The organism is Pseudomonas sp. IPO3747 (genome assembly GCF_013385245.1).
GTDB lineage: Bacteria > Pseudomonadota > Gammaproteobacteria > Pseudomonadales > Pseudomonadaceae > Aquipseudomonas > Aquipseudomonas edaphica.
The window spans coordinates 170,028-185,551 of record NZ_JACAQL010000004.1; the positions used below are offsets into that span (position 1 = coordinate 170,028).

The 15,524-nt window shown below is 61.5% G+C and carries 15 protein-coding genes and 1 riboswitch; of the genes, 4 read left to right on the plus strand and 11 right to left on the minus strand.

Features of this window, described 5'->3' with window-relative positions; genetic code table 11:
- Positions 1-174 precede the first annotated feature (174 nt).
- The 6 genes from HX790_RS07760 to cobO are packed head-to-tail and all read right to left on the minus strand — an operon-like array spanning position 175 to position 6,162.
- The gene (locus HX790_RS07760) at positions 175-1,626 is read right to left on the minus strand and encodes a cobyric acid synthase (protein ID WP_017134893.1); all 1,452 of its coding nucleotides are present in this window, start codon (positions 1,624-1,626) and stop codon (positions 175-177) included.
- The gene (gene cobD, locus HX790_RS07765; protein WP_017134892.1) at positions 1,623-2,612 is read right to left on the minus strand and encodes a threonine-phosphate decarboxylase CobD; all 990 of its coding nucleotides are present in this window, start codon (positions 2,610-2,612) and stop codon (positions 1,623-1,625) included. The genes HX790_RS07760 and cobD overlap by 4 nt, the downstream gene beginning before the upstream one ends.
- Entirely contained in the window at positions 2,605-3,513 is a 909-nt protein-coding gene (gene cbiB / locus HX790_RS07770) for an adenosylcobinamide-phosphate synthase CbiB (protein WP_017134891.1), read from the minus strand. The genes cobD and cbiB overlap by 8 nt, the downstream gene beginning before the upstream one ends.
- Entirely contained in the window at positions 3,510-4,160 is a 651-nt protein-coding gene (gene bluB, locus HX790_RS07775; RefSeq protein ID WP_169984844.1) for a 5,6-dimethylbenzimidazole synthase, read from the minus strand. Before bluB ends, cbiB begins: the two co-directional genes overlap by 4 nt.
- Complete coding sequence (locus tag HX790_RS07780; protein WP_099548859.1) at positions 4,157-5,554, minus strand: cobyrinate a,c-diamide synthase; 1,398 nt, start codon at positions 5,552-5,554, stop codon at positions 4,157-4,159. The genes bluB and HX790_RS07780 overlap by 4 nt, the downstream gene beginning before the upstream one ends.
- The gene (gene cobO, locus HX790_RS07785) at positions 5,551-6,162 is read right to left on the minus strand and encodes a cob(I)yrinic acid a,c-diamide adenosyltransferase (RefSeq protein ID WP_010208674.1); all 612 of its coding nucleotides are present in this window, start codon (positions 6,160-6,162) and stop codon (positions 5,551-5,553) included. Before cobO ends, HX790_RS07780 begins: the two co-directional genes overlap by 4 nt.
- 77 nt (positions 6,163-6,239) lie before the next feature.
- Positions 6,240-6,491: riboswitch (cobalamin riboswitch) on the minus strand.
- A gap of 99 nt (positions 6,492-6,590) precedes the next feature.
- Between cobO and HX790_RS07790 the strand changes: the two genes are divergently transcribed.
- Positions 6,591-7,904, plus strand: coding sequence for a sorbosone dehydrogenase family protein (locus HX790_RS07790; protein ID WP_176991400.1), 1,314 nt, complete (start codon positions 6,591-6,593; stop codon positions 7,902-7,904).
- A gap of 138 nt (positions 7,905-8,042) precedes the next feature.
- On the opposite strand, the gene HX790_RS07795 is transcribed toward HX790_RS07790, so the two are convergent.
- The 5 genes from HX790_RS07795 to HX790_RS07815 form a co-directional block, all read right to left on the minus strand.
- A complete protein-coding gene (locus tag HX790_RS07795) occupies positions 8,043-8,582 on the minus strand; it encodes a C40 family peptidase (RefSeq protein ID WP_017134887.1) in 540 nt (179 codons plus the stop codon).
- Between the two features lie 144 nt (positions 8,583-8,726).
- Positions 8,727-9,371 (minus strand): C40 family peptidase, encoded by a 645-nt coding sequence (locus tag HX790_RS07800; RefSeq protein WP_017134885.1) that lies wholly within the window; start codon positions 9,369-9,371, stop codon positions 8,727-8,729.
- A 213-nt stretch (positions 9,372-9,584) separates the two neighbouring features.
- The gene (hda, locus tag HX790_RS07805) at positions 9,585-10,289 is read right to left on the minus strand and encodes a DnaA regulatory inactivator Hda (RefSeq protein WP_017134884.1); all 705 of its coding nucleotides are present in this window, start codon (positions 10,287-10,289) and stop codon (positions 9,585-9,587) included.
- 203 nt (positions 10,290-10,492) lie between these two features.
- Positions 10,493-11,566, minus strand: a complete 1,074-nt coding sequence (locus HX790_RS07810; RefSeq protein WP_026013513.1) for an AI-2E family transporter — start codon at positions 11,564-11,566, stop codon at positions 10,493-10,495.
- A gap of 53 nt (positions 11,567-11,619) precedes the next feature.
- The gene (locus HX790_RS07815; RefSeq protein WP_176991401.1) at positions 11,620-12,660 is read right to left on the minus strand and encodes a DUF2066 domain-containing protein; all 1,041 of its coding nucleotides are present in this window, start codon (positions 12,658-12,660) and stop codon (positions 11,620-11,622) included.
- Between the two features lie 355 nt (positions 12,661-13,015).
- Here HX790_RS07815 and purM point away from each other — a divergent pair, with 355 nt between their 5' ends.
- From purM to HX790_RS07830, 3 genes are read left to right on the plus strand one after another with little or no spacing between them, the layout of a single operon-like run.
- On the plus strand, positions 13,016-14,074 hold the full coding sequence (gene purM / locus HX790_RS07820) for a phosphoribosylformylglycinamidine cyclo-ligase (protein ID WP_017134881.1): 1,059 nt from the start codon (positions 13,016-13,018) through the stop codon (positions 14,072-14,074).
- A complete protein-coding gene (gene purN, locus HX790_RS07825) occupies positions 14,074-14,724 on the plus strand; it encodes a phosphoribosylglycinamide formyltransferase (protein WP_017134880.1) in 651 nt (216 codons plus the stop codon). Before purM ends, purN begins: the two co-directional genes overlap by 1 nt.
- An 8-nt stretch (positions 14,725-14,732) precedes the next feature.
- Positions 14,733-15,446, plus strand: a complete 714-nt coding sequence (locus HX790_RS07830) for a DUF3108 domain-containing protein (protein ID WP_017134879.1) — start codon at positions 14,733-14,735, stop codon at positions 15,444-15,446.
- Positions 15,447-15,524: the final 78 nt, after the last annotated feature.

Here is a 15,524-nt window from a genome sequence, read left to right on the forward strand (position 1 = left end):
GGCGAGGTGCCGAGTGGTGGGGCGAAGACTTTCTGGTTACTTTTGTGTCTTTACAAAAGTGACCCGCTGTAAGAGCGGAACCATAAGTGGCCGTTACCCAGCTGAGGGATATGTACACCGACAAACCGCCATCGCAGGCAAGCCAGCTCCCACATTTGGACTGGGTGTACACCGTCAGAGCCCGCATAGCTTGCGCAACAACGCGGTATCCAGATGATTTTCCACCAGGTCCGCCAAACGCTCGATATCGCGCTCGCGCAAGGCGTGGTAATCCACCTCCTGCACATCCTGCAACCCAGCCCAGCGCAACAAGGCGCTGCACGCCGCGGGGCTTTCGAACAGGCCATGCAGGTAGGTGCCGAGAATCTGCCCGTCGGCACTCTGGGCGCCGTCACTGCGGCCGTCATCCAACCGCACGGCGGCGTTCGCCAGCGCTTCACCGCAAGTCACGCCGGCGTGGATCTCATAACCACTGACCTCGGCATCTTCCAGCAACAAGCGCCCACGCACATTGCGCAGCTGCTTCTCTTCCTCCAGCGTCGTACTGAACGCCAACAGCCCCAAGCCTTCACTGGAGCCAGCCGGCCCTTCCAGCCCGAGCGGGTCATGCAGCTGCTCGCCGAGCATCTGCAAGCCGCCGCAAATCCCCAGCACCTTGCCGCCATAACGCAAGTGCCGCACCACGGCAGTGTCCCAGCCGTTGGCGCGCAAATAGGCCAAGTCACTGCGCACGCTTTTGGAGCCCGGCAGGATAATCAGGTCGGCAGGCGGAATCGGCTGGCCCGGCCCGACAAACTGCAAATCCACCTGCGGGTGCAGGCGCAGCGGGTCGAAATCGGTGTGGTTGCTGATGCGCGGCAATACCGGCACCACCACCTTGAGCACTTGGGCGGCCTTGTCGATCTGGCGCTGGTCGATGCCGTCTTCGGCTTCCAGGTGCAGGTCCATCACGTAGGGCAGTACGCCCACCACTGGCTTGCCGGTGCGCGCTTCCAACCAGTCGAGGCCAGGCTGCAGCAAGGCGATGTCGCCGCGAAAACGGTTGATAATGAAGCCCTTGACCCGCGCCTGTTCGGTTGGCGAAAGCAATTCCAGAGTGCCGACCAGGTGGGCGAACACGCCGCCGCGATTGATGTCGGCAATCAGTAGCACCGGGCAATCCACAGCCTCGGCAAAACCCATATTGGCAATGTCATTGGCGCGCAGATTGATCTCGGCGGGCGACCCCGCGCCTTCCACCATCACCACCGGGTAAGCCGCGCTCAGCCGTGTGTGAGAGGCTAGCACCGCCTGCATCGCGATGGCTTTATAGTCGTGATAGGCCACGGCGTTCATGCTGGTCACGGCGCGGCCATGGATGATGACTTGGGAGCCGGTGTCGCTGTTGGGTTTGAGCAGCACCGGGTTCATGTCAGTGTGTGGCGCCAGGTTGGCGGCCTGGGCTTGCACCGCCTGGGCGCGGCCGATCTCGCCACCTTCAGCGGTCACGGCACTGTTGAGCGCCATGTTCTGCGGCTTGAACGGCGCCACCGCGATGCCTTGGCGCACCAGCCAGCGACACAGCGCGGTCACCAGGGTACTTTTGCCCGCGTCGGAGGTGGTGCCTTGCACCATCAGCGTACTCATGGTGCTTCCTTGTAGACAGCCAGGGCTTCGTCGAGTCGCAGCCAATCTGCCTCGGTATCGGGCAAGCCAAAGCGCAGGCTGCTGTCGTGGACAAACAGGCGCAGCAGAATGCCGCGCTGGGCCATGAATTCATGCATGCGTTCGGCGTGCGGGGTGATCAGCCACTGGAACAGGGCGCAGCCACCGTGGGGTTGAAAGCCGTGGCGTTCGAGCAGGTCAAACAAGCGCCGGCCCGCTTCGACACAGCGCTCACGCTGACGAACCTGCCCGGCGGTATCACGCAGGCACACTTGCCCGAGCACGCGGGTCGGCCCGCTGACGGCCCACGGCCCAACCTGCTCGGCCAACAGCCGCAGCAACCGGCGCTCAGCCAGCACGAAGCCCAGGCGCACACCGGCCAGGCCGAAAAATTTGCCGAACGAGCGCAATACAATCAGGCCGACATGATGGGTGTGGCTGGCCAGGCTGAGCTCTGGTGTGACGTCCATGAATGCCTCGTCCACCACCAGCCAACCGCCGCGTTGGGCCAGCCGCGCGTGCCAGTCCAGCAGGCGTTGCGGGCTCAGGCTAAGGCCGGTGGGGTTGTTGGGGTTAACCACCACCAGCACGTCAAGGCTGTCGAGAAAGAAGTCGACTTCCTGCTCCTGCACTTCGCGCACCACATACCCGGCGCGGCGCCAGGCTTCGGCGTGCTCGGCGTAACAGGGCGACAACACGCCAACCTTGCCGGAGCGGCGCAGACGCGGCAGCAGCTGGATCGCGGCCTGGGAGCCCGGCACCGGCAGCAGGTGGGCGGCACCGTAATAGTCGCAGGCGGCCTTTTCCAGGCCGTCGTCGGCTTCCGGCAAACGCGCCCAGGCGCGCAGCGGGATGTCCGGGATCGACCAGGGCCAGGGCGCGAGGCCGCTGGACAGGTCAAGCCAATCGGCCTCGGCAATCCCGTATTCAATCACCGCCTTACGCAGGCGCCCACCGTGCTCAAGCATACAATTGCGCCCCCGCGCAGAGGATCAACAGCCATAACCAAACGCCACGCTGCACCAGTTGCCAGCCACGGTCGATGGCGTCGGCATCGGCGGCCGGGCCTTCGCCCAACTGCGGACGCTGATGCAGCTCGCCGTGATAGATCGCCGCGCCACCCAGCTCGACGCCCAGGGCGCCCGCCCCGGCCGCCATCACCGGACCCGCGTTGGGACTGTCCCAGGTGGGGCCTTGGGTGCGCCAGCATCTGAGCGCCAAGCGAGTTTTGCCTAAAACGGCGTAGGTCAGCGCCACCAGCCGTGCAGGAATATAGTTGAGTACATCGTCGATCTTGGCGGCTGCCCAGCCGAAGCGCTCGAAGCGTTCGTTGCGATAGCCCCACATGGCGTCGAGGGTATTGCTCAGGCGGTACAGCACCACGCCCGGCACACCGGCGACCACAAACCAGAACAACGCGGCGAATACCGCGTCGCTGCCGTTCTCCAGCACTGACTCGGTGGCGGCGCGGGCGACTTCGGTGCTGTCCAGCTCGCTGGTCTGGCGACTGACCAGATAACTCACACGTTTGCGCGCTTCATCCAGGTCACCGCTGCGCAACGCCTGCGCAACCGGGATCACATGTTCACCCAGGCTGCGCATGCCGAGCGCCAGGTACAGCGCCAGGATTTCCAGGACCCAGCCGATATAGGGCGCCCACGATAACGCGGTCGCCAGCAGTGTCAGCGGCACCACGGCGATAAACCATGCGGTCACGCCGTGGCTGCGCCAGCCACGGCCACCGGTGTTGAAACGTTGCTCGATGCGCCCGGCGAAATTGCCGAACGCCACCAGCGGATGCCAGCGCCTGGGTTCACCCAGCAGCGCATCCAGCGCCACCGCAGCGACACACAGCAAGGCCACACTCATTGACTCACTCCCCACACATTCTCATACAACATGTCACTCAGCGGCCGTGGTTCGGTCCAGCCTTCGAGTTGCAACATCGGTGCCGGGTAGAACTCGGCCACCGGGCCCAGGCACAAGACGGCCAGGGGTTTGGCGCCGGGCGGCAGGCCCAGCAGGTCGGCCAGGGCTTGTGGCTCGAACAGCGAGACCCAGCCCATACCAATGCCCTCGACACGGGCGGCCAGCCAGAGATTCTGGATCGCGCAGGACAGCGACGCCATGTCCATCTCCGGCAAGGTGCGCCGGCCAAAAATATGGCGCTCGCGGTCGTCCATCAACGCGGCCACCAATACTTCGGCGCAGTCGTGGATGCCTTCGACCTTGAGCTTCATGAATTCGTCGGAGCGCTCGCCCAGGGCTTCGGCGGTGCGCACGCGTTCTTCCTCCACCAATTGCTGAATATTCCCACGCAGTTGACGGTCGCTGATGCGGATAAACCGCCAGGGTTGCATCAAGCCCACGCTGGGCGCCTGGTGTGCGGCCTGGAGCAGGCGGTGCAGCAATTCGGGCGCGACCGTGCCGCCGGTGAAGTGGCGCATGTCGCGGCGTTCGGCGATGGCGCGGTAGACGGCGTCGCGGTCGGCTTGGGGATAGGCGTTGTCCGTCATGGCCCTATCGCGGGCAAGCCCGCTCCCACATTTGCAATGCATTCCCCTGTGGGAGCTGGCTTATCGGGTCGCCGCATCGCTGCGATAGCGGTCTCAATGCTCGGCGCGAAGAGTGCGGCCACCGCCGTTGGATTCGACGGAAAATAAAAGTGCACATAAGAAGCCGTCATCCGCCCCTGCCGATACACCGCCTCCGCCCCGCGCCCGCCATTGGGGCTCAGGCCGCGGGCAATCGGCTGCCATTCGGTGCTGGTCAGGGAATGGTGATAGGTATGGCCGCGCAGCACGCCTTCGGGCAACTCGACACTTTGCAGGGCCAGGGCGGCAAGTTTCTTTTGCATCACCGCATCGCCTTGCAGCAGACCGACCAGTTCGGCACGGGCGCCGTCCACATCGGTGAGCGAATCCAGCAGGTAGAGCATGCCGCCACATTCAGCCAGCAGTGGTTTGCCAGCCGCATGATGGGTGCGAATAGCCGCAAGCATCCGGGTGTTTTCAGACAGTGCCTGGTGATGCAATTCGGGATAGCCGCCGGGCAAGTACAGGCTGTCGGCGTCGGGCAATTGGTGATCATGGATCGGCGAGAAAAACTTCAACTCAGCGCCCATTGCCCGCAACAGATCCAGGCTGGCGCCGTAGGTAAAAGCGAAGGCTTCATCACGGGCTACGGCAATACGCACACCGGCCAACAGCGGCTCAGCCTCAATCAGTTGCGGCGCGGCGAACGTCACCGGCGGCGGCAACGCCACTTCGCAGCTGCTGCCCAGCGCCTGGGCTGCGGCGTCCAGGCGCGCATCGAGGTCATTGAGTTCACTGGCTTGCACCAGGCCCAGGTGACGACTCGGTAATTCAATCCCCGTTTCACGGGACAACGCGCCATACCAGCGCAGGCCTTCGGTGAGGCTGCCCTCGAGCAGCTGCGCATGACGCAGGGTGCCGACACGGTTGGCCAGCACACCGGCGAATGGCAAGTCCGGCTGGTAGCGCGCCAGGCCCAAGGCCAAGGCACCAAAGGTCTGGGCCATGGCGGTGCCATCAATGACCCCGAGCACCGGCACACCAAAGTGCCGCGCCAGGTCGGCGCTCGACGGTGTGCCGTCAAACAGCCCCATTACGCCTTCGATGAGAATAAGGTCAGCCTCGCCGGCTGCTTCCCACAGCAAGCGGCGACTTTCTTGCTCGCCCACCATCCACATGTCCAACTGATACACCGGCGCACCGCTGGCGCGCTCGTGGATCATCGGGTCGAGAAAATCCGGCCCGCATTTGAACACGCGCACCTTGCGCCCCAGGTTGCGGTGCAAGCGGGCGAGCGCGGCGGTGACGGTGGTTTTGCCCTGGCCGGACGCCGGTGCGGCGATCAATACGGCTGGGCAATGACGGGGCTGATTCAAAGTTCGACGCCCTTCTGTGCCTTGATACCGGCTTGGAACGCGTGCTTGAGCATGCCCATTTCGGTGACGGTGTCGCCCATTTCGATCAGTTCAGGCTTGGCGCCACGGCCAGTCACCACAACGTGCTGCATGGGTGGGCGGGCCTGCAGGTCGCTGAGCACCTGGTCCAGATCGAGGTAGCCGTGCTTGAGGGCGATGTTCAACTCGTCCAGCACCACCAGGCCGATGGACGGGTCTTGCAGCAATTCGCGGGAAACTGCCCAGGCGGCTTCGGCGGCGGCGATGTCGCGCTGGCGGTCCTGGGTTTCCCAGGTGAAGCCTTCGCCCATTACATGGAAACGCACTTGCTCGGGGAAACGCCGGAAGAACAACTCTTCGCCGGTGCTGTTACGCCCCTTGATGAACTGCACCACGCCGCACTGCATGCCGTGGCCCATGGCGCGGGCGAGCATGCCGAATGCCGAGCTGCTTTTGCCTTTGCCGTTACCGGTCAGCACCAGCAGCAAGCCGCATTCGTTTGGGGAATTGGCGATACGCTCGTCGATCACGGCTTTTTTGCGCAGCATGCGCGCCAGGTGGCGTTCGTCGCGGTCGGGGGAATCAGTCATGGCAGCTCTCCGTTGGGGCTGGACAAAAACGGCGGGCAGGAAAAAGAAAAACAGACAGCCAAGCATCGCCCACCGTGATGCTGTTGGATGATCCAGGCCGGTCTCCGGGCTCATGAGTGGCGCTCTGCTGATAGCGCGAGCAGGCCAACGGCGCGCCTTCCCATATCACGCGGATACAGTGGCAAAAGGCACCGTTTTGACTCATTTACCGTTGCGGGGGCAGCGCCGGAATTGCGGCTGCGCTGTGTACAAACGCGCTCACTCACCGGCTTCCCTGTTTCACTCTGTCGGCACATGGGCCACAGAGCACCTGGAACAAGCCGCGAAGGTTAGTGGGTTGGGGGTGGAGCGTCAATTAAAGCTGGCCTTGCACTTGAACCATCCGACTGCCGCGCTTCTCTACCTTTACAGGTATTAAGGAGAAAACCATGTACAAAACCAGACTCGCCTTACTGATCATGCTGGCAGGCACCCTCGCCGCCTGCGGTGAAAGCTCTACCCTGCAGGTCTCGGACGGCACCGGGCCATCGCCCAACCTGCCGGAGCCGAACAAAACCCTGATCCCCACCGTAAACATCGCCCCGGCGATCGGCTGGCCGGAGGGTGCCAAGCCGACAGCCGCTGCCGGGACTCAAGTAGCGGCATTTGCCGAAGGCCTGGATCACCCGCGCTGGCTCTACGTTTTGCCTAACGGGGATGTGCTGGTAGCCGAAACCAATTCGCCACCCAAACCGGAAGACGCCACGGGCATTCGTGGCTGGGTGATGGAGAAGGTCATGGGCCGCGCGGGCGCGGGCGTGCCGAGCCCGAACCGCATCACACTGCTGCGCGATGCCGACCATGATGGCGTGGCCGAGACGCGCACGGTGTTTCTGGAGAACCTCAATTCACCGTTTGGCATGACCCTGGTGGGTAACGACCTGTACGTCGCCGATTCGGACAAGCTGCTGCGCTTCCCTTACCAGCCGGGTGAAACCGCGATCAAGGAGGCCGGCACCAAGGTGATCGACCTGCCGGGCGGCAGTATCAACCACCACTGGACCAAAAATGTGGTGGCCAGCAAGGACGGCAGCAGGTTGTATGTGAGTGTCGGCTCCAACAGCAATGTCGGTGAGAATGGCCTGGCGGCGGAGGAAGGCCGAGCGGCGATCTGGGAGGTCGACCGCGCCACGGGCCAGCACCGTATCTTTGCCTCCGGTTTGCGCAACCCCAATGGCATGGCCTGGGAACCGCAGAGCGGCAAGCTGTGGACGGCGGTCAACGAGCGCGACGAAATCGGCAGCGACCTGGTGCCGGACTACATCACCTCGGTCAAGGATGGCGCGTTTTATGGCTGGCCCTTCAGTTACTACGGCCAACATGTGGACGTGCGGGTCTCACCGCAAAACCCCGACCTGGTCGCCAAGGCCATCGCCCCGGACTATGCCGTGGGGCCGCATACCGCGTCCCTTGGGTTGACGTTTGCCGAGGGCAGTAAACTCCCGGCACAGTTCAGCAACGGCGCTTTTATTGGCCAGCATGGTTCGTGGAACCGCAAACCGCACAGTGGCTACAAGGTGATCTTCGTGCCGTTCGAGGGTGGGCAACCCAAGGGGCAGCCGGTGGACGTGCTGACCGGGTTTCTCAATAAAGACGAAAAAGCCATGGGCCGGCCGGTGGGCGTGGTGATTGATCAGCAAGGGGATTTGCTGGTGGCCGATGATGTGGGGAATAAGGTGTGGCGGGTGTCGGCGGTTAAGTAACTGCCTTGTATGGGGCCCATGTGGGAGCTGGCTTGCCTGCGATGGAATCGCCTCGGTTTAACTGACAGACCGAGCCGCCTGAATCGCAGGCAAGCCAGCTCCCACACAAGCCGGCTCAGACACTTGGGCCCGAGTGGCTTAAGGATTACGCGCCAGGCTTGCCGGCAACACGCGCTTGGCGCTCAGGTAGGCATTCTGCCAATAGGCCTTGGACAAGGTGTCCAGCTTCACCGTACCGCCCGTTTGCGGGGCGTGTACGAATCGCCCTTCACCCACGTAGATACCTGCGTGGCTTACTCGCGAGCCGCCGCCGGTGGCGAAGAAGATCAGGTCGCCGGTTTGCAGGTTGTTTTCGCTCACATCCTGAGCGCGCATCACGATCAGTTCGCGGGTGGTGCGCGGCAGGCTGATGCCGGCGGCGTCACGGTACACAAAGCCGATCAGGCCGCTGCAATCGAACCCGGAGTCCGGGGTGTTGCCGCCCCAACGGTAAGGCGTGCCGACCAGGCCCAGCGCACGGAAGAGCACGTCTTCGGCAGCTGGCGAGAAATTTTGGGTCGAATAGTTGAACACCGGCCTGGGCTTGACCGCGACAGGCGCAGGCGGCGGTGGACGGCTTGCGCAGGCGCTGAGGAGCGCGGCGCAAACAAGAAGAATGAGGCGGGCTGAGGTCGACATGGGCAGAACAATCCTGATCTGGATGCGGCTTTCGCTGCCGAACGCTGAAAACCAGAACGCGCAAGCAAAGCTCGCGCGAACGGATTACAACAATGTCCAGGGATTCTAGCGCTTACGCGTCAAACTTCAAGTATCACTTTAACTTTACTTACTAGCGGTAACCGTAGTCGGGGCCATGGCGAGGGCGCGCTTGGCTTCGATGAAGGTTTTGCTCCAGTAGCTGTCACCCAGGTTGTCGACTCGAACACCGCCACTGCGACGGCTGCTGGAGTGGATAAACTGGTTATCGCCCAAGTAGATACCGGCGTGACTTACACGACCACGGCCTGCCGTACTAAAGAAAAGCAGATCACCGGGCTTGAGGTTGTTGCGTGCGACCAACGGTGCATCCACGTTGATCATTTCGCGTGTCGAGCGTGGCAAATTCATGCCGGCTTCTTCACGGAACAGGTAGCCGATAAAGCCGCTGCAGTCGAAACCGGCTTCAGAGGTACCGCCGAAACGGTAACGGGTACCGATCAGGGACATGCCGCGTTCGAGGATACTGTCGGCCAGAACGGGAAGCTGGTAAGGCTTGTTGCCGGCGAAGGCAGCCAGTTCTTTCTCAGTAGCCTGCTCTTCTTTATAAAGAGCTTCTTCATAGACAGTAGAAGACTGCGCTGCAACGAACTTTGCCTGATTTTGAACCTGTGGTTTTTGCTGCTCAGCCACGTTTTGAGTGTGGGTGGCGCAACCAAACAACAGGGTAACGAGTGCGAGAGGCACGAGGGGTGCGAAGCGATTTAGCATGGGCACGACCGTGGCTGATGTGTAAAGAAGTCGAGACTATGCCCTCTATCACATCGATTTGCAAATTCAATCGTGATCTATGTGACTTCTGGTTTGGACTATGACATCTAAGCCCTTAACACCCTATTCATGCCTGTTGCGTGGCCAAACCGGCCAAAACGCAGGTTTTCTGGCGCCTGGAAGTTGCCGAAAACCCCACTGGACAAGGGCTGGCTACCAGCCGAGGGTTTCCTTGAGAAACGGAATGGTCAGCTTGCGCTGGGCCTGCAGCGAGGCCTGATCGAGCTGTTCGAGCAAATCGAACAACGCGCTCATGCTGCGGGTGCCACGGGTAAGGATAAAGTGCCCGACCTCATCGGTCAGGTGCAGGCCACGACGCGATGCACGCAATTGCAGGGCACGCAGCTTGTCTTCGTCGGAGAGTGGGCGCATTTGAAAGATGAGCGCCAGGGTCAGGCGTGACTTGAGATCAGCCAGTTTCACCGGCAGCTCACGCGGCGAGGTGGACGCAGCAATCAACAAGCGCCGGCCGCTGTCACGCAGGCGGTTGAACAGGTGAAACAGCGCCTCTTCCCAATCTGCCTTGCCGGCGATGGCCTGCAGGTCATCCAGACACACCAGTTCGTATTGCTCAAGGTGGTCGAAGATGCCGATGCCACGGTCCATCAGCTCAGCCAGCGGCAAGTAAACCGCCGGCTCGCCCATCTGCTCGAAGCGCAGGCACGCGGCCTGCAACAGGTGGGTACGCCCCACGCCGTGTTTGCCCCACAGATAGATCAGGCTTTCAGTCCACCCGGCGTCGGCTTCGCAGAGTCGCTCGACATAGCCGAGTGCAGCGGCATTGGCGCCTGGGTAGTAATTGATAAAGGTGGCGTCGTCACGCAGACGCACACCCAAGGGCAGCTGAATCGGTTTCATGCTGACTGAACGGCTCCAAACGAACCGTTAGTGGCCTCTGTGTAAAGTTTGCAAAGTTTATACCCGTGAAGCCGGGCGCACAATGCAGCAGACCACAAGCAAAATCAAAGGTTTGCGTTAACTTGGGGCGATTTGCGCAATTTGTTTGACACCCCGCCCCAGAAACAACAAACCCGGCTTAGGCCGGGTTTGTTGCGAAACGGTTACAGGTCCGGGTCTTCAACCCCGGTATACGCATCCGAATCCTTATATAGATCATGGACGTGACGCACCAACACCATGATCACCGCCGCCACCGGCAGCGCAAGCAAGATGCCAGTAAAGCCAAACAGCTCACCACCCGCCAGGATCGCAAAGATCACCGCTACCGGGTGCAAGCCAATGCGGTCACCCACCAGCAACGGCGTCAGTACCATGCCTTCCAAAGCCTGGCCGACCATGAATACCGCCACGATCCCAAGCATCGGGTACAGGTCGCCGCCAAACTGGAACAGCCCGGCCACCAGCGCGGCGCCGATGCCAATCACAAAGCCCATGTACGGCACGATGGCGGCCAAGCCGGCGATCAAGCCGATCAACAGTCCCAGCTCCAAACCAATCGCCATCAAGCCGGCGGCATAGATGATCCCCAGCGCCAGCATTACCAGCAACTGACCGCGTACAAACGCGCCGAGCACCTCATGGCACTCTTGTGCCAGGGAAACGATGCGCTCTTCGTTATTGCGTGGCAGCAGGCTGCGGATCTTGGCCATCATGATGTCCCAGTCACGCAGCAGGTAGAACGCCACCACCGGGATCAGCACCAGGTTGGTCAGCCAGCCGATCAATGCAAGGCTGGAGGCCGTGGCCTGGCTGAGCACCACACCGACAATGTCGGTGGTCTGGCCCATATGCTCACTGATCGCGGCCTTGACCTTGTCGAACTTCCAGAAGCCATCCGCCAGCCCCAGCTTGGCCTGAGCCCACGGCATCGCCGTGTGCTGCAACCAGTCGAGCATTTGCGGCGCCAGCTCATAGAGACGGAACAGCTGCTTGGCCAGCATCGGCACCAACACCAACACCAGCACCGTGATAATCAATGTGAACAGCGCAAACACCGTCACCACACCCCAGGTGCGCGACATGCCGATTTTCTCCAGTCGATCCACCACGGGATCGAACAGATAGGCGAGCAGCAACGCCACCAGGAACGGCGTCAGGATCGAATGCAGCAAGAACACAAAAACGCACAGCAGGACAACCCCACCAAGCCACACCCAACGACGCGTATCCGCCATAAACCACTCCATCTATCATTTGTTTCCTTCTATCTATATAGAAGGAAGATCACCTACCAACGAAAACGTAACTGCGCCTGGGGCTCCGGGGCAGCCGGCGGCTGCGTACCATCGGCCACCGGCGGTTGAACCGGCGCTTCGCCCGCAGGCACTTCCTGCAACTTGGCCAGGCTCAACTGAGTGCGCAACTGATCGGCACTGCCGTTGACCCGATACACAATGCGATTGCCATCCACCCGCTGTGGCTGAGCGCCAAAGGGTTCAAGCAGATGGCCCAAAGCGGCATAGCGCTCCAGATTCATGCCCTGCACTTCGAGCAACTGTTCGGTGCTCACACCTGGCTTGACGGCAAAACGCGGTGCCAGTTTTTGACTGACCGCCAACATCACGGCATCGGCCACCGCGCCAGTGTCAGCGCCCTGGGCGGTGCCCTGCTCGCTTTTGTCGCCCAGCCACAGGCGCCATTTGGCCTGCCACTGGCTGCCTTCCTGGCGCGCGTGCACGGCCAGCAACGCGTCGGCGCCGTAGCGTTCGGAGGCGGCGCGCAAGGGCGTGGCATCGGCACTTTCCAGATTCGGTGCAGTGGCGACGACCTGCTCATCCAGGTCACCCAAGGGCAAACGCAACGGCAAGCCGCGGTGTTGTGCGGCACGGCGCAGTGCACCGGCTATCGCCTGGCCATCACCGACCAGGCTGCTGCCGTCAGTGGAATCGTTGAGCCACCAGCCGAGGATCGACGGCCGATTGCTGCCCCAGATCGACAGGCCGGCCTCACGCAATGCGCGATCAGTGCTCACAGGGTCGAAGTCTACTTGCAGGCTTTCCGGCGGGCCGGCGTCGTAGCCGTATTGGCTGATGATTTGCTGCGGGTCTTTGCGAATCGCCGCCAGGCCTGGGCCGTCGGCAGCCTTGGCATCGCCGGTCAGGCGGATCACCAGGGTTTGCACCGCGCGCTGGGTGGCCTGGTCACGCTCTTGGGGCGACTGGCTGACAACCGGTTCAAGTACTTGATAAAGGCCATTGAGGGTTTCGGCATGACTCGCCAGGCTGACCAACGACAAGCAGCCTACAAAGAAGAAATTACACAGACGCATGGAAGATTCCCGAACGACAAATTTAGCGGCTGGAACAGACCGCGTGAACTCGGCTTGGCAAGGCTGTGACCACAGCAGCCGGTAAAACATTCACAGGGTCATGGCAGTTTTTGTACTGTCATAACGATAGCGGGTTAAAGGCTATACCTTAATACACGCCATTACCGGCACGTTTAGCATTTTTTTAACCGGCTTTTTTAACCTATATGGCCCTGCCCGTCGGCCCGAGGATGGCCGCTGCCCCTCAAGCCTGATAAAATCGCGCGCCTTCGCAGACCGTCAGCGGCTGGGCCTTTTACCAAAAGCGCCTGCCGGCTCGGTCGTTACCCAGAAATCCCCCCTAAAGGCCTGGATCATGAGCAAGCAACCCTCCCTGAGCTACAAGGACGCCGGTGTAGACATCGACGCCGGTGAAGCATTGGTCGAACGCATCAAGAGCGTCGCCAAGCGCACTGCGCGCCCCGAAGTCATGGGCGGCCTGGGCGGTTTTGGCGCCCTCTGCGAAATCCCGGCCGGCTACAAGCAGCCTGTGCTGGTGTCCGGCACCGACGGCGTGGGCACCAAGCTGCGCCTGGCGCTGAACTTGAACAAGCACGACACCATCGGTATTGACCTGGTTGCCATGTGCGTCAACGACCTGGTGGTGTGTGGCGCAGAGCCGCTGTTCTTCCTCGACTACTACGCCACCGGCAAGCTGAACGTGGACACCGCTGCTCAAGTGGTCACCGGCATCGGCGCCGGCTGCGAGCTGTCGGGTTGCTCTCTGGTCGGCGGCGAAACCGCTGAAATGCCAGGCATGTACGAAGGTGAAGACTACGACCTGGCCGGTTTCTGCGTCGGTGTTGTCGAAAAAGCTGAAATCATCGACGGTTCCAAAGTCGCAGCCGGTGACGCCCTGCTCGCCCTGCCATCGTCCGGCCCGCACTCCAACGGCTACTCGCTGATCCGCAAGATCATCGAAGTGTCCGGCGCCGACATCGAGAATACCCAGCTCGACGGCCAGCCGCTGACCGACCTGCTGATGGCCCCGACCCGTATCTACGTGAAGCCGTTGCTCAAGCTGATCAAAGACACCGGCGCCGTTAAAGCCATGGCCCACATCACCGGTGGCGGCCTGCTGGACAATATCCCGCGCGTGCTGCCAAAAGGCGCACAGGCGATTGTCGACGTGGCAAGCTGGACCCGTCCTGCCGTGTTCGACTGGCTGCAAGCGCAAGGCAACGTCAACGAAACCGAAATGCACCGCGTACTGAACTGCGGCGTAGGCATGGTTATCTGCGTGGCTCAAGAGCACGTTGAAACCGCGCTGAACGTACTGCGTGAAGCGGGCGAGCAGCCTTGGGTTATCGGCCAGATCGCAACCGCTCCAGAAGGCGCGGCCCAGGTTGAACTGAAGAACCTCAAGGCTCACTGATGCCTGAGACCTGTGATGTCGTGGTGCTGCTCTCCGGCACCGGCAGTAACTTGCAGGCCCTGATCGACAGCACGCGCACCGGCGATAGCCCGGTGCGCATCGCTGCGGTGATCTCCAACCGCAGCGACGCCTACGGCCTGCAACGCGCCAGGGACGCGGGTATCGACACCCGCTCCCTGGATCACAAGGCTTTCGAAGGTCGCGAGGCCTTCGACAGTGCCTTGATCGAACTGATCGACGCCTTCAACCCCAAACTCGTGGTCCTTGCCGGCTTCATGCGCATCCTCAGCGCCGATTTCGTGCGGCACTACCAAGGGCGCCTGCTCAATATCCACCCGTCCCTGCTGCCCAAATACAAAGGGTTACACACGCACCAACGCGCCCTCGAGGCCGGCGACACGGAGCATGGCTGCAGCGTGCACTTTGTCACCGAGGAACTCGATGGCGGGCCTCTGGTCGTACAGGCAGTGGTTCCGGTAGAGTCTGCAGATTCGGCGCAGACACTTGCGCAACGGGTTCACACCCAGGAACACAGGATTTACCCGCTGGCTGTTCGCTGGTTTGCCGAGGGACGATTGATTCTCGGCGAACAGGGTGCATTATTGGACGGTCAGTTACTCGCGGCCAGCGGCCACTTGATTCGAACCTAGGAGATTTTATGCGTCGCGCCCTGCTCTTCGCTTTTGCGCTGTTCGCCTTGCCCGCCGTGCAAGCAGCAGACCTTCACCCGTTCTCCGCCAGCTACACCGCCGACTGGAAACAGTTGCCCATGAGCGGTTCGGCCGAACGCAGCCTGGTCAAGAATGACAATGGCTCGTGGACCTTGAATTTCAAGGCATCCATGATGATCGCCAGCCTCACCGAAACCAGTGTGATCCGCCTCGACAAAGATGCCCTGCAGCCCGTGAGCTACAGCTTCGAACGTGGCGGCCTGGGTAAGTCGAAGAAGATCAACCTGGACTTCGACCAGACGGCCAAGAAAGTCACCGGCTTTGAAAACAAAGACCCGGTCAACGTCGCCCTGCAAAGCGGCATGCTCGACAAGTCGACTTACCAGTTGGCACTGCAACGCGATGTGGCGGCCGGCAAGAAGAGCATGAGCTACATCGTCGTTGAAGGCACCGACACCGACACCTACGACTTCCGCGTGATTGGCCCGGAAAAGGTCCAGACCAAGGTCGGCGCCATCGATGCGATCAAGGTTGAACGTGTACGTGACCCGACGCAAAGCAAGCGCATCACCCAGATGTGGTTTGCCAAGGACCTGGGCGGCATTTTGGTAGCCTTGCGCCAGGTGGAAACCGACGGCAAGGAATACAACATCATGCTGCAGGACGGTACCGTTGATGGCCAGGCTATCAAAGGTAGCTGATACCGTGATGTGATTAAAAAGAGCCTCGCTGAATGCGGGGCTTTTTTTCGCCTGGAGGTTTTGTGTTGAAACCACTAC

Excerpts from the sequence above, each read along its gene's own strand:
- HX790_RS07760 (WP_017134893.1), bottom strand. The coding sequence starts at position 1,626 with ATGAGTACGCTGATGGTGCAAGGCACCACCTCCGACGCGGGCAAAAGT.
- cobD (WP_017134892.1), bottom strand. The coding sequence starts at position 2,612 with ATGCTTGAGCACGGTGGGCGCCTGCGTAAGGCGGTGATTGAATACGGG.
- cbiB (WP_017134891.1), bottom strand. The coding sequence starts at position 3,513 with ATGAGTGTGGCCTTGCTGTGTGTCGCTGCGGTGGCGCTGGATGCGCTG.
- bluB (WP_169984844.1), bottom strand. The coding sequence starts at position 4,160 with ATGACGGACAACGCCTATCCCCAAGCCGACCGCGACGCCGTCTACCGC.
- cobO (WP_010208674.1), bottom strand. The coding sequence starts at position 6,162 with ATGACTGATTCCCCCGACCGCGACGAACGCCACCTGGCGCGCATGCTG.
- HX790_RS07790 (WP_176991400.1), top strand. The coding sequence starts at position 6,591 with ATGTACAAAACCAGACTCGCCTTACTGATCATGCTGGCAGGCACCCTC.
- HX790_RS07795 (WP_017134887.1), bottom strand. The coding sequence starts at position 8,582 with ATGTCGACCTCAGCCCGCCTCATTCTTCTTGTTTGCGCCGCGCTCCTC.
- HX790_RS07800 (WP_017134885.1), bottom strand. The coding sequence starts at position 9,371 with ATGCTAAATCGCTTCGCACCCCTCGTGCCTCTCGCACTCGTTACCCTG.
- hda (WP_017134884.1), bottom strand. The coding sequence starts at position 10,289 with ATGAAACCGATTCAGCTGCCCTTGGGTGTGCGTCTGCGTGACGACGCC.
- HX790_RS07810 (WP_026013513.1), bottom strand. The coding sequence starts at position 11,566 with ATGGCGGATACGCGTCGTTGGGTGTGGCTTGGTGGGGTTGTCCTGCTG.
- HX790_RS07815 (WP_176991401.1), bottom strand. The coding sequence starts at position 12,660 with ATGCGTCTGTGTAATTTCTTCTTTGTAGGCTGCTTGTCGTTGGTCAGC.
- purM (WP_017134881.1), top strand. The coding sequence starts at position 13,016 with ATGAGCAAGCAACCCTCCCTGAGCTACAAGGACGCCGGTGTAGACATC.
- purN (WP_017134880.1), top strand. The coding sequence starts at position 14,074 with ATGCCTGAGACCTGTGATGTCGTGGTGCTGCTCTCCGGCACCGGCAGT.
- HX790_RS07830 (WP_017134879.1), top strand. The coding sequence starts at position 14,733 with ATGCGTCGCGCCCTGCTCTTCGCTTTTGCGCTGTTCGCCTTGCCCGCC.